Consider the following 13,026-nt stretch of genomic DNA (forward strand, 5'->3'; position numbering starts at 1 on the left):
TTATTCTTTTATAAGTTATGCAGTTGTTTCTTCCAAATCTTTATTGCGGATCTTGGTGAGGTAGTACACGTTCGGGCGGGTACCGATCTCTTTCAATACGCTGTAGGCACGGCCTTCTGACTCTGACTCCATCAGCTGGCGAATGCGGCTGTTCTCGTCGTTGAGGTCACCGAAGGTAATGGCATCGGTAGGACAGGCACTGGCACAGGCCGTTACAATCTCACCATCTGCCGGACGGCGTCCATCACGCTTGGCCTGCAGCTTGCCTACCTGGATACGCTGTACGCAGAAGGTACACTTCTCCATGATACCACGCGCCCGTACGGTTACATCCGGGTTCAGCACCATTTTGCCAAGCTCATCGTTCATCTGGGGGTTAACACCCGCAAACTGCTCGTTGTCGTGGTACTTGAACCAGTTGAAGCGACGTACTTTATAAGGACAGTTGTTGGCGCAATAGCGGGTACCAATGCAGCGGCTGTAGGCCATCTGGTTGATGCCTTCGGTGCTGTGGGTAGTAGCCGCTACCGGACATACGGTTTCACAGGGAGCGTTATTACAGTGCTGGCACAGCATGGGCTGGAAGGTAACTTCCGGATTGGCTGAGGCCTTCTCCAGATCTTCTTTGCCCTCTACGGCCGAGCGGGAGCTGTAATAGCGGTCAATCCGCATCCAGTGCATATCGCGTCGGTTCAGCACTTCGGCCTTGCCTACTACCGGAATGTTGTTTTCTACATTACAGGCAATGGTACAGGCGCTGCAACCGGTGCAGGAGTTCAGGTCGATGGCCATAGCCCAGTGGTGGTTGGGATAGATGTGACCATCCCAGAGGCTGATGGAATCAGGATCTTTGGGTCCGTGGGCAGTGGCTATCTTAGGCTCGAACCGGCCTGCTTTGGGATTTACCTGGTACTCGGCCAGGGTGGCATCCTGCAGAATGGTTTCGCGCCCCATATACGTCTGGTGCGTTTGGGTCTGGGCTATGGAATAGCGGTCGCTAGTCAGCTCCACGCTTACGCCCTGCTGTACGCTGTAGTAGGTTACACCATTCACAACGGGCAGGAGGGGATATGCATTTACCCCTACCCCTTTGGCAACCTTGCCTGCGCTCATACGGCCATAGCCCAGGGCCAGACCTACAGTACCGGAGGCTTGTCCCGGCTGAATCAGCACAGGTACTTCAATCTCGGGGCTGTTACCCACCTTCAGGCGAGCCTTGCGGCTGCGGCCTTCGGTAAGTTCGCCATCAATGCCCCATTCGGTAGCCAGATCAATGGGAATGGAAAGGTAGTTATCCCAGGTTGCTTTGGTGATGGGGTCTGGCAGCTCCTGCAGCCAGGGGTTATTGGCCTGACGGCCTACACCCAGACCCACTTTCTGGTACATCACCAGTTCCAGCTGATCAGGATTTGATTTATACGAACCTGCAATCAGGCGGGCGTCGCTATCGGCGCTGCCCCGGTAGAGGGCATTGGGTGCGGTTGTTACCGGCGCGCTGGCTACCCGGGCCGTATCGGCTGAGGCAGCTGGGGTGCGGGTACCGGTAGTAGCTACTGCGCCACCTGCTGGCAGCTGGGCAGTAGACGGTCCGCCTTCAATCTGCTCATCTCTGCCACCGGCGCCAATGGTAAGGTCAAGCGGCTGGCCGGGCACAAAAATACCGGTGTAGAGTGCGGTATCCCAAAACTGCTGGAAGTTGCCGATCTGACTTTGCTGACCAAACTGGCCGGATTGCCAGCGGTTCTGCAGATAGGTAAGATACGGGCTAGCCGTGCCACTGGTCCAGAGCAAAAAGCTTTCCTGCGCCTGACGGGTATTGAAGATCGGGCGGATTACCGGCTGCGACAGGCTAAAGTGGCCTCTCTTAGGCTCGTAATCATTCCAGGATTCCAGATAGTTGTGATCCGGGGCTACAAAATCACACAGTACAGCTGTTTCGTCCAGCTGCTGTGCGGTAGAGATCTTGGTACGGATACGGTTTTCCTCAAGGGCTTTGCCAAGGGCCATGCCACCGGCATAGTCATAAACAGGGTTACAGTCGTAGAACACAACTGCTTCAATACTGCCTTTTGCCGCTTCCTGTACAAACTGGGCCATGCGGCGGTCGTCGCCCTGGCGGTAGTAGGCAGGGGTATTGATATCAATGGTAGCGCCATAGTTGCCCAGGGCCTGGTTGATGGCGTTCACCATCCGCTGTACGGCCACATCATTGGAGCTGGATACCACCAGGCTGCGTCCGCGGGCTTTCTGCAGATCGGCAGCAGCCTTGCGCAGGTACTGGATGTTACCGGCCTGAGCGCTGGTATTTACAGAGGTGGTGTTACCACCGGCAATAAGGTTGTAAAGCGCCGTTACGGCCATGCCCTCTTCTGAAGGACGAATTGGCGAGCGATAGTCCGCATTGGCACCGGTTACCGTCATTACAGACTCAAACTGGTAATGGCGGGACATATTCTTTTTGGCAGCCCCTATTTTACGGGTTTTGCTGTACTGCTTGCTGAACTCAACCGGCGATAGCCAGGTGCCCAGAAAATCGGCGCCAAAACTTACAATCACATCGGCGCGGCTGAAATCATACGACGGCACGGCTGCCTGGCCAAAATTTTCCCGATGCGCCTCGGTCAGGGCAAAGCTGGAGGCTGGGTCATACATGATATGCTCACCGCCATAAGTGCTTACAAACTCCTGAATTACGGCCTTGGTGCTGGGGCTCAACAGGGTGTTGCTGATCACCCGCAGGTTGCGTGACTGCCGCAGGCTGTTGATCACCGTTTTGTCAAGCGCCTCCCAGCTTACTTCCTTGCCATCTTTGGTGATGGGGAAGCGCAGGCGCTCACTGTCATAGAGCGATAGCACAGAGGCCTGCACCTCGGCGCTGGTACCCCCCTGTGTAATGGTCGAGTACTGGTTGCCTTCTATCTTGATGGGACGGCCTTCGCGTGTTTTTACTACAATACTGCAATAATCGCCACCGGAAGCATAGGTAGAGGCGTAGTAGTTAGGTACGGAGGGGTCTACATCAACAGGCTTGTTGAGATAGGGAATTGCATATTTCACCGGTGCCTCACAGGCGGCCAGAGAAACGGCTGCAATGCCAAACCCCATCATTTTAAGGAAATCACGGCGCGAAGGGCCGCTTTCGCCATGATTGGAGTTTATAGGCAGGTAATCTGGAAATTCACGCTCATTGGCACGAACAAAGCTTTCTTCATTACGAAGCTGCTCCAGGCCTTTCCAATAGTTTTTTTGTTATCGCTCATCTTATATAGAGTACCAATAAGATATTCCTTGATTTATTAGTAGTGGCAGCGGGAGCATTCCATACCGCCGATGTCTTTTACGCGCAGCTTGCCGCCGGCTTCAGCTTCATTATGCAGCTGTACCAGCTTGTCGTAATAATCGTTGCCCTCGGTCTTCACCTCGGTATCGCGGTGGCAGTTGATACACCAGCCCATGGTAAGCTTGCTGTACTGGTACACCACTTCCATCTCCTGAATAGGACCATGGCAGGTCTGGCACTCAATCCCGCCTACACTGGTGTGCTGGGCGTGGTTGAAATAAGCCAGATCGGGCAGGTTATGAATGCGCACCCACTGAATGGGCTGGTTGTTCTCTACCGCTGCATACAGTTTCTTGATCTCCGGCCGATCGGTGCCAATGGAGTTGTGGCAGTTCATACAGATATTAACCGAAGGAATATTGGCTGATTTGGCCTTATACGCACCAGTATGGCAGTAATTACAATCGATCTGGTAGGTACCGGCATGCAGCTTATGCGAGAAGGCAATGGGCTGCGTAGGCGCATAGCCCTGCTGTACCCCTATCTGGTACAGGCCATCGATCACATTTTTGAATACTACGGCCGTAAAGATAAAGATCACCAGAAAGAGGAAGGGCTTGCTGCTAACCACACTGCGGAAGCTCATGCGGCGGTCGATGATCTCGCGGTCGGCGGCATCCAGATCGGTACGCTGGTTAAGGTACCGGCGCAGCACGGCCAGCACCAGTACCAATACTACCAGTACCAGCACCAGTACGATGCCTAATACTACTAATATAGCGGTGATATAGCCCGGGGTAGCGGCACTTTCGGCTGGGGCTACACCCTCTCCTCCCTGACCGGGAGATGCCTGATTTGTACCTGTACCGGTAGGACTATCTGATTCTGCCTTAATATAAGCCAGCAGCGACATGATCTCCTCATCATTAAAGTTGAAGGAGGGCATTTGCGTCTTATTGTACTGATTGTACAGGTTTACCGCATACGCATCACCGCTCTGGATGAGCTTTTGAGAGTTGCGGATAAATGCAGCGGTCCACTCTACCGGTCTGCGGGTATGAATGTTCTTGAGTGCCGGCCCTACCACTACCTGCTCAATGGCATGGCATTGCTGACAGTTGTTCTTAAATAAGGCTGCACCCGCACTAATGGCTTCATCAGAGGTGGGAATTCCCCCCGCATCGCCTTGGGTTGCAGGTACTGCATCGGCAGACGGCACAGCGGCTGCTTCTACATCCTGTTGAGTAGGTGCGCCGGCAGACTGCCCCTGCGCCAATGCTGGTATACTGCCAAACCATAGCAATCCAGCAACCATCAAAACCAGTCCTGAGCGTAGGAGAGCCGGTTTTGAAACGCTTTCTTCCAGCATATCCAGATGATTTTCTGACATGTTGTAATTCTAAAATTCGGCACAAATCTACGACCACGCCCTAATTAAAACAACAGCATCTCTATTTCTTTTACCTTAGATAAGCACTTGCCTGATGGCTAGTAAACAACTGGTATACAGATAGTTATGTATGTTTATAATTCCCCCTGATTATTTAGAATTGTTTTAAATAGCCGCTTATCCCTCTGCATGTTTAGAGCCTTTCCTTTAATAAGTACAATCGATTGCAGGCAAGGGTCCTAAATTTTAGAGATTAAATTTCACCTTCTCCCTAACTTATGATGGCCGTTGTCGTTATCAAAGCAAGGGCAGGGTGTTAAAAGAAGCCCTTTAAATTTTAGCAGAACTTTCACAACTCAAAAGGCCGACAACCGTATTTTAAGCTGAGCTAAGTTTTGCTGACCTAATCATATCTCTTCTCACAGCTCAAGGTAGGTATGCTTGTTTAAAGTAATCCATCCCAGGGCATGAAAAGAGGACACACAGTATTGGGAAAGTTATATTTTTTAACATGCTGCTTGTTTGGCTCACAGGCTGATAGAGGCATTTTTTTGCTTACTGCAGGTAGTTTTTAACGTTCATGCATCTGCCTGACGGGCTTACCATTTCAATCAAATTTTTAAACCTAAGTATATATGCGGAAGCGTGTTTTGATTATTGAAGATGATTATTTTGTGCGCACGCTGCTCAACTTTCTCCTCAAGGAGCAATACGAAGTTGTATCGGTCGAGAATGGGCATAAAGGCCTGATCTGGATGGATAAGGGCAATTTGCCTGATCTGATACTCTCCGATATTGACATGCCCCAATTAGATGGTTTCGATTTGCTGCAGCAACTGCGCCGCAGCGGCTACTATCGTGACATACCTGTTATTATGCTAACAGGCTTTGACGATGAAGCCACCCGGGATCGCTGCCTGTCAGCCGGTGCGAACGGCTGCCTGACCAAGCCTTTTAATCCCCCTGATCTGTTACACGCCATCACATCTGCACTTTCTAACCAAGAATCCACAACGAACTATGCGCAAGATAAATGATATACCTGCTGCGCCTGTCTATTCCAATACGATAGTATACGTAGGGCAGGCCATCAATCAGGCATTGGTAAATCAACTGCAGGACGAGGGATACAATTGCCTGCAGTATACAGATGCGTTTAAGGCGTATGTGTACCTACTGGCTGAAGTATATGCCAATGCCCCCCTCCCCTATGCCATCCTTTGCCAGGAAGACCTTAAGGAGGAAGAAGCCTATACCTTTATTGCTAATCTGGCCCGTTGCCACAGGCTTCGTACTGTACCCAGCATCCTGTTACTGGATAAAAATGAGGGTGCCAACAAGCGTAAAGCTAAACTGGCCGGCGCCGATGATTTCTATACCGGTCCGGTAAGTCATGAAGATCTGCTGGAACGGCTGGAGTTTTTGCACGCCACCCGTGATGAGCGTCTGGAGCAAACCGACGCCCAGCAGGATTTTCCGCACCTGCGCATTTCGCTGGGCAAGCGGCTGTTTGATATCCTGTTTTCAGGCATCCTGCTGATCTTACTGAGCCCCATTCTGCTGGTAATTGCACTGGCCATACGGCTGGAATCTCCGGGCCCTATCTTTTACATCTCCAAGCGGGTGGGTACCGGCTACCGGATCTTTAATTTCTACAAGTTCCGCTCCATGCGTCCCGATGCAGATAAAGAGCTGGAAAAAGTAATTCACCTGAACCAGTACCAAAGCCAAAACGGCGGCCTGGCCTTTGTAAAGATCGATAACGACCCACGGGTTACCCGCCTGGGACGCTTCCTGCGCAACTCAAGCCTGGATGAACTTCCGCAGCTCTTTAATGTGCTGCTTGGCGACATGTCCATAGTAGGCAATCGTCCGCTGCCCCTCTATGAGGCTGAAAAAATTACCAGGGACCTGTGGTCCAAGCGCTTTCTGGCCCCGGCGGGCATTACCGGCCTGTGGCAGGTTACCAAGCGGGGACGCAAAGAAATGTCAACGGAAGAGCGCATAGAGCTGGATATGCAATATGCCGATGAGTGCTCGCTTTGGTACGACTTTAAAATCATGGCGCAAACAGTGCCTGCACTCTTACAAAAAGAATCAGTTTAGCAATGCTTGTACTAAAAATTCTGGAGTACTCCCTGTTTTTCTACCTGCTGGCCTTTGGCCTTTACATCTTTTTTCCGGCTCTGGCAGGGCGCCTGCGCACATCCGTTACCCGAACGTCTTCGGCAGACCGCTACAAGATCTGCATCTTGATCCCCTCCTATAAAGAGGATGCCGTTATCTTCCACACCGCTCAGGATGCCCTGCGGCAGACTTACAACAGCAATATGTATGATGTATGTGTGATAGCCGATTCACTGCAGCCCGAAACCCTGGAGCGCTTACGCAGCCTGCCCATACAGGTGCTGGAGGTATCATTTGAAAAAAGCACCAAGGTAAAAGCCCTGAATACTGCCTTTGCCAGCCTGAAGGGGCCCTATGACATAGGGGTGATCCTGGATGCCGACAATGTGATGGAGCCAGACTTTCTGCGCAAAGTGGCGGCCGAATTTGAGCAGGGCGAAACGGTAGTGCAGGGATGCCGCACAGCCAAGAACATGAACACCTCCTTTGCCGTGCTGGATGCTGCCAGCGAGCGGGTAAACAACCACATCTTCCGCCGGGGCTTTAATGCCATTGGCTTTTCGGCCCCCATCATCGGCTCGGGCGTAGCCTTTGACTACCAGCTCATGACCAATGCCCTATCGTCCAACAAGGCTGTAGGGGGCTTTGATAAAATGCTGTCGGTAGACCTGATCCGCCACAGGCACTTTATCAAATACCTGCCCAATGCCCTGGTTTATGATGAGAAAGTAGACAATGCCGGCACGTTTAAAACACAGCGCCGCCGCTGGGTGAGCAGCCAGTTCACCAATCTGCGCATGTATTTCGCCCAGGGCTTTCGCCAGCTGTTCAAAGGCAACCTGGACTATTTTAACCTGGCCGTTATGAACAACCTGATGCTGCCGCGTATCCTGCTGCTGGGACTGGTATTTGCCTGCTTTGCTGCGGCCCTTCTGCTGGCTCAGTGGAGCTTTGTAGGCGTACTGGGCTGGACCCTCTGCATGCTGCTCTATACCTCAGCCATTTTGCTGAGCCTTGGCAATCTGCTGTTTGACAGCCGCTTTATAAAAGCCCTGGCTACGGCCCCCAAGATCTTCTTTATCATGTTTGGCCTGTTGTTTAAGCTGAAAAATGCCGACAGCCGCTTTATACATACTCCTCATACCCATACTCAAGTACAAAACTAAAACAGGATGAAGCCTCTCGTCTCGATTGTTATACTCAACTACAACCAACTACAGGTAACGCGCGAATTTCTGGATTCCTGCCGAAGCCTCACCTACCCCAATTATGAGATCATACTGGTGGATAATGACTCCAGGGAAGACCCCACTCCGGTAATTCGGGAGCACTATCCCCATGTGCACCTCATCCGCACCCAAAAGAACCTGGGCTTTACCGGGGGAAACAATGTGGGCATAGCCGCCACCAAAGGGGATTATGTGTTTGTGGTAAACAATGATACCGAAGTTACCCCCAACCTGCTGGAAAAGCTGTTGGAACCCTTTGAGCGGGATAAGACCATAGGGGTAGTTTCGCCCAAGATCCGCTACTATTCCAAACCAAGCCTCATTCAGTATGCCGGCTATACTGCCATAAACCCTTTTACCGGCCGCAACAAGGCCATCGGCGGCAAGCAGGAAGACCGGGGCCAGCACGATACCCCCTCCTATACCAACTATGCCCATGGGGCTGCCATGCTGGTAAAACGGGAGGTGATTGAAAAAACGGGTGCCTTTGCCGATGAATTCTTTATCTATTACGAAGAGCTGGACTGGTCAGAGCGCATTCGCCGGGCGGGCTATGCCATCTATTACCAACCCGAAGCCCTGATCTACCACAAAGAATCCATTACCATGGGCAAAGAAAGCCCCATGAAGGCTTATTACCACACGCGCAACCGCATTCTGTTTATGCGCCGGAACACCAAAAGCTATCAGTTTGCCTTTTTCCTGGCGTTTGTAGGCTTGTTTGTGATCCCCAAAAGCCTGCTCAAGTATACGATCAACCGCCAGCCGGAGCATCTACGGTCTTTTGTGCGGGGGCTGATGTGGAATTTCAGCTATAAGCCCGAAAAAGAAAAGCAGCTAACGGCCCCCTCACTTGCCTGATCAATTGGCCGACAGCGTTTTTTGTAGTATATTATATAGTACAATTCAGACCGGTAGTAAGACCGGTACGCACGCATTCACTACCGCTTGGGATACGCTCTCAGGTAGTTCTCCTGGTAGTAAAATGGAAGAAGCCGACGCTTCCTTTGCCATTTTTTCGTTACACGTTAGTTATGCCCATTTGCCTGTAGTTTTCCTAACACTCCTGCTTTTGCTACCGGCCCAGCTTCTGGTTTAACTACTACTTTTTGATTTACTTTTTGCCGATCTGTGATGTTGACAACTAAGATTAAGGTACTTGAGACGATTCGCCAGGGCAAAATTGGCGGTGGAGAATCCCATGTAATCGACCTGGTACTGGCCCTCGATAAAACTGTATATGAGCCTGTGGTCCTCTCCTTTACGGATGGTCCCATGATAGACAGGCTCAAGGCCGCCGGGGTTAAAACCTACGTATTGAATACCGAATGGCCCTTTGATGTGACCATTTGGGCTAAGGTGCGCGAGATACTGGAAGCAGAAGATATCGACATCATCCATGCCCATGGCTCCAGGGCACATTCTAATGTATTGTGGCCGGCCAAGCAGCTCAACATTCCCATCGTCTATACCGTTCATGGCTGGTCGTTCCATGCCGACCAGCTTCCCCTTACCCGCTGGTACAGAGCCATGGGAGAACGGATTCTTACTCAAAATGCCCAGCTCACCATCTGTGTATCCGACAATAATTATCAGGATGCCAGCAAGACCTTTCCGCTTCCAAAAGCTACGGTTGTAAAGTATGGCATCAACCTGGATAAATACAATCCGCTAAACAGCTATAAGGACGTTCGGGCCGAGCTGGGGGTTGACAAGGAAACGGTACTAATAGGCTACATTGCCCGCATTACTGCCCAAAAAGATCCCTTTACGCTGCTGGAGGCCATTGCCAAATTGCCCAAAGCGCTGAACGTTAAGTTTCTTTTTATCGGTGATGGCGACCTTAAGTGGATTACCCTCAAGCTGGCCCGCAAAATGGGCATTGACTCCCGGATCATCTTCAGTGATTTCCGGCAGGACATCCCGGATGTGTTAAAGGCAATTGACATCTACTGCCTGCCCTCCCTTTGGGAAGGTCTGCCCATAGGACTGCTGGAGGCAATGGCCATGAAAAAAGCCATTATTGCCACAGCGGTAGATGGCACAAAGGAAGTGATCAAGAATCGTGTAAATGGTTTGCTGATTCCTCCTCAGGAGCCCGACAAGCTGGCAGACGCCCTGTATACGCTAGCTAGCAATAAAGACCTGATCCGGCAATACGGAGAGCAGGCCAGCCTGGATATGCAGGAGAATCATGATATCCATAAGATGACCAGCCGGGTAGAGCAGCTGTACATCACGGTGCTCTCTGCTCAGAACAGTCCCGCCCATGTAACCCTGCCGCAGGTTTCACTCAACCTGGGCATGAAGCCGAACAGCCTGGAACCCCTGCCCTAACCCTAAGACTGAGAAACCAGCGCAAAACACATCAGCACGTGCTTTGCGTTTTTAATCACTATTCCTTGTCCTCACCTGCTGTGTACTGCACAGTTGGGGGGCAAAACCCCGCTAAGTCTGCCCATAGACGACGAACTATCCTCCCAGCATCGCTCCCATCAGTATGGGACAGCGGCTGCAGGATTCCACCTGCAACATACGCCTGCTTTTTCCAGAAAAGCACACAAAATAAATACTGCTGATTATCAGTAAATGGGACCGGGGCATCTGTAAACCCCATTTAGGAACCCCCACAGAAGTCTCACTACCTTAACACAAGCCGATACAATACGACATGCCCAGGATGTAACTAGCTTATTTACAGCTAGTTACGCATGTTTAGCCATTGATTCGTAAAATTCAGCACCCATTGCAAAGATGTGGAAAGAAACGGGCGATCCAGAAGCATGAGAAGGTGGGGGAAATGGAGGGGCGGGAAGCACTTTTTGCCCTCTTGAGAGGTGATTACGAACAGATTAGCTCCTCATTACGGCCCTGGACGCAAAAAGTTACGCTTTTTCGTAAGAAATTAAGTTTCTTTCTGAAAAGTGCTGTAAAAATCCCCATTTCGTACCCACGATTCGGCCAAATTAAGGAGTAAAGAGGGTATATCAAGCTATAACATTACCTATTGATTAGATAGTGTAGACTATCTCCACATGTAAGAAATGGCCCTATATGTTAGACATATAAATTGTTACTAAGAGCAATGTTCAATGTATTATCAAAATTATTATATTGAATTTTGCGCTATTCTGCGTCTTCATGATCCTAGCGATAATCTGCCTAATTTTATAATTGAGCCTCCTGCAGTAAAGGGAGCCATTTTTTCAACCTCGCTAAGATTATATCCTCGAAGCACGATTATGAAAACAAACAAACTGGTGCATCATGTAAGAGTAGTACTTACAAGTATGTTGGTTCTACTGGCTGGCAGCACCATCGTAAGCGCCCAGGGCACACACACTGCACGCGCTAAAGGAACAACCTCATCGCCCTACGGATACTATGAGTATCTGCCAGTAGACTACGGCACCAGTTCCGCTTCCTTCCCGGTGATCATCTTTCTGCATGGCAATGGCGAAACCGGGAATGGCGGTTCTGATCTTTACGAGTTGCTTAAGCATGGGTTGCCTAAAGTAATTAAAAATGGTCGCCACCTGCCCATGCTGGTGCTTTCACCGCAAACCTCCAGCGGCTGGAGCAACAGCACCGTTAATGAATTTATAGAGTTTGCCAAAAAGAAATACCGGATCAATCCGGATAAGGTTTACATGACCGGTTTGAGCCTGGGTGGCATTGCTACCTTTAGCTTTGCCGCCAATTATCCCCACCAGCTGGCGGCCATAGTGCCGATCTCCGGCAGAGGCAGCGCCTCAGAAGTAAGCAAATATTCTGCATCGGTAAAGCTGTGGGCCTTTCATGGCACTTCCGATAATGTGATCCATTATGATGGCTCCAAATTACCTGTAGAGGCCTACAACAAGACCTCCCCCCCTGTAGCAGCCAAACTGACACTTTACTCAGGGGTAACGCACGATGCCTGGAGCCGCACCTACGACGGCAGCGCCGGCCATGACATCTACAGCTGGATGCTACAATACACAAGAGGCAGCTCCAAAACCACTACTACCACCACAACTACCTCGGGTCCTACTGCCCCCTCCAGCCTTTCTGCTACCGTAAGCTCCAGCAGCTCCGTGAAGCTCACCTGGAAGGACAACAGCAGCAACGAAAGCGAATTTGAGATCTACATGAGCACAGGGAACAACTCCAGCTACAGCCTGCGGGCCAAAGCCGGCTCCAACTCCACTTCCTATACCGTAGGCAGCTTAAGCTCAGGGCAAACCTATTACTTTAAGATCCGCGCCAAAAACAGTTCCGGAACCTCTTCTTATTCAAACGAAGTATCGGCCAAGCCAGGCTCAAGCACCAGCAACAAAGCCCCTGTGGTAAGTGCCGGATCTGATAAAAGCATTACCTTGCCCAGCAGCAGCCTTACCCTTAGCGGATCTGCCTCCGACTCTGATGGATCCATCGCCTCCGTTAGCTGGAGCAAGATCAGCGGCCCATCGGCCAGCCTGAGCAACACCAGCTCACTGAGCCTGGGCCTGAGCAACCTGCTGGAAGGCACCTATACCTTCCGCCTTACGGCTAAAGATAATGCAGGAGCTACCGCTTCGGATGATGTAACTGTGGTTGTAAAAGGAGCTACCACCAGTACCAGCACACTGGCAGCACCCTCAAACTTATATGCCACAGCCGATAAATCAACCGTTGCCAAGCTGAGCTGGAAAGACAACAGCTCGGACGAGTCTGAGTTTGAGATCTACATGAGTGCCGGCAACAACTCCAGCTGGAGCCTGCGGGCCAAGAGCGGCGCCAACTCTACCGGCTATACGGTAACCAACCTGGTAGCAGGCCAGACCTACTACTTCCGGATCCGGATCAAAAACAGCTCGGGCAAGTACTCAGACTACTCCAATGTAGATCAGCCTTAAAATGGTAGCCGGTAATACCTCCAGTACCAGCTCAAGCAGTCAACCACTACTTCCACCAGTACCAGCACCACCGCAGCAGTTCACTGGCGGCACCATCCAACCTGTTTGCTTCGGCCGATAAAT

At 51.0% G+C, this 13,026-nt stretch carries 8 protein-coding genes; 6 read left to right on the top strand and 2 right to left on the bottom strand.

The genetic code is table 11. The features are described 5' to 3' along the window. Positions 1 to 15: 15 nt before the first annotated feature. Together ADICEAN_RS08815 and ADICEAN_RS08820 are read right to left on the bottom strand one after the other, a co-directional pair. Positions 16 to 3,228 (bottom strand): TAT-variant-translocated molybdopterin oxidoreductase, encoded by a 3,213-nt coding sequence (locus ADICEAN_RS08815; RefSeq protein WP_040396587.1) that lies wholly within the window; start codon positions 3,226 to 3,228, stop codon positions 16 to 18. 68 nt (positions 3,229 to 3,296) lie between these two features. Beyond that, complete coding sequence (locus ADICEAN_RS08820) at positions 3,297 to 4,670, bottom strand: c-type cytochrome (RefSeq protein ID WP_009195230.1); 1,374 nt, start codon at positions 4,668 to 4,670, stop codon at positions 3,297 to 3,299. Positions 4,671 to 5,305: 635 nt separating this feature from the next. On the opposite strand from ADICEAN_RS08820, the gene ADICEAN_RS08825 reads away from it, so the two are divergent. From ADICEAN_RS08825 to ADICEAN_RS21095, 6 genes are all read left to right on the top strand, one after another. After that, a complete protein-coding gene (locus ADICEAN_RS08825; protein ID WP_009195231.1) occupies positions 5,306 to 5,707 on the top strand; it encodes a response regulator in 402 nt (133 codons plus the stop codon). Next, entirely contained in the window at positions 5,691 to 6,776 is a 1,086-nt protein-coding gene (locus ADICEAN_RS08830) for a sugar transferase (RefSeq protein ID WP_009195232.1), read from the top strand. Before ADICEAN_RS08825 ends, ADICEAN_RS08830 begins: the two co-directional genes overlap by 17 nt. 2 nt (positions 6,777 to 6,778) lie before the next feature. Next, positions 6,779 to 7,963, top strand: coding sequence for a glycosyltransferase (locus ADICEAN_RS08835; RefSeq protein ID WP_009195233.1), 1,185 nt, complete (start codon positions 6,779 to 6,781; stop codon positions 7,961 to 7,963). A gap of 6 nt (positions 7,964 to 7,969) precedes the next feature. Next, positions 7,970 to 8,887, top strand: coding sequence for a glycosyltransferase family 2 protein (locus ADICEAN_RS08840; protein ID WP_009195234.1), 918 nt, complete (start codon positions 7,970 to 7,972; stop codon positions 8,885 to 8,887). Between the two features lie 273 nt (positions 8,888 to 9,160). Continuing rightward, positions 9,161 to 10,363, top strand: coding sequence for a glycosyltransferase family 4 protein (locus ADICEAN_RS08845; protein WP_009195235.1), 1,203 nt, complete (start codon positions 9,161 to 9,163; stop codon positions 10,361 to 10,363). Positions 10,364 to 11,316: 953 nt separating this feature from the next. Beyond that, a complete protein-coding gene (locus tag ADICEAN_RS21095) occupies positions 11,317 to 12,903 on the top strand; it encodes a PKD domain-containing protein (RefSeq protein ID WP_051068827.1) in 1,587 nt (528 codons plus the stop codon). The last annotated feature ends 123 nt before the right edge of the window (positions 12,904 to 13,026 follow it).

The organism is Cesiribacter andamanensis AMV16 (genome assembly GCF_000348925.1).
Taxonomy (GTDB): domain Bacteria; phylum Bacteroidota; class Bacteroidia; order Cytophagales; family Cyclobacteriaceae; genus Cesiribacter; species Cesiribacter andamanensis.

Bases quoted from the DNA above. Each gene is read 5' to 3' on its own strand.
- ADICEAN_RS08840 (WP_009195234.1), top strand. From the start codon at position 7,970: ATGAAGCCTCTCGTCTCGATTGTTATACTCAACTACAACCAACTACAG.
- ADICEAN_RS08835 (WP_009195233.1), top strand. From the start codon at position 6,779: ATGCTTGTACTAAAAATTCTGGAGTACTCCCTGTTTTTCTACCTGCTG.
- ADICEAN_RS08845 (WP_009195235.1), top strand. From the start codon at position 9,161: ATGTTGACAACTAAGATTAAGGTACTTGAGACGATTCGCCAGGGCAAA.
- ADICEAN_RS08830 (WP_009195232.1), top strand. From the start codon at position 5,691: ATGCGCAAGATAAATGATATACCTGCTGCGCCTGTCTATTCCAATACG.
- ADICEAN_RS21095 (WP_051068827.1), top strand. From the start codon at position 11,317: ATGTTGGTTCTACTGGCTGGCAGCACCATCGTAAGCGCCCAGGGCACA.
- ADICEAN_RS08820 (WP_009195230.1), bottom strand. From the start codon at position 4,670: ATGTCAGAAAATCATCTGGATATGCTGGAAGAAAGCGTTTCAAAACCG.
- ADICEAN_RS08825 (WP_009195231.1), top strand. From the start codon at position 5,306: ATGCGGAAGCGTGTTTTGATTATTGAAGATGATTATTTTGTGCGCACG.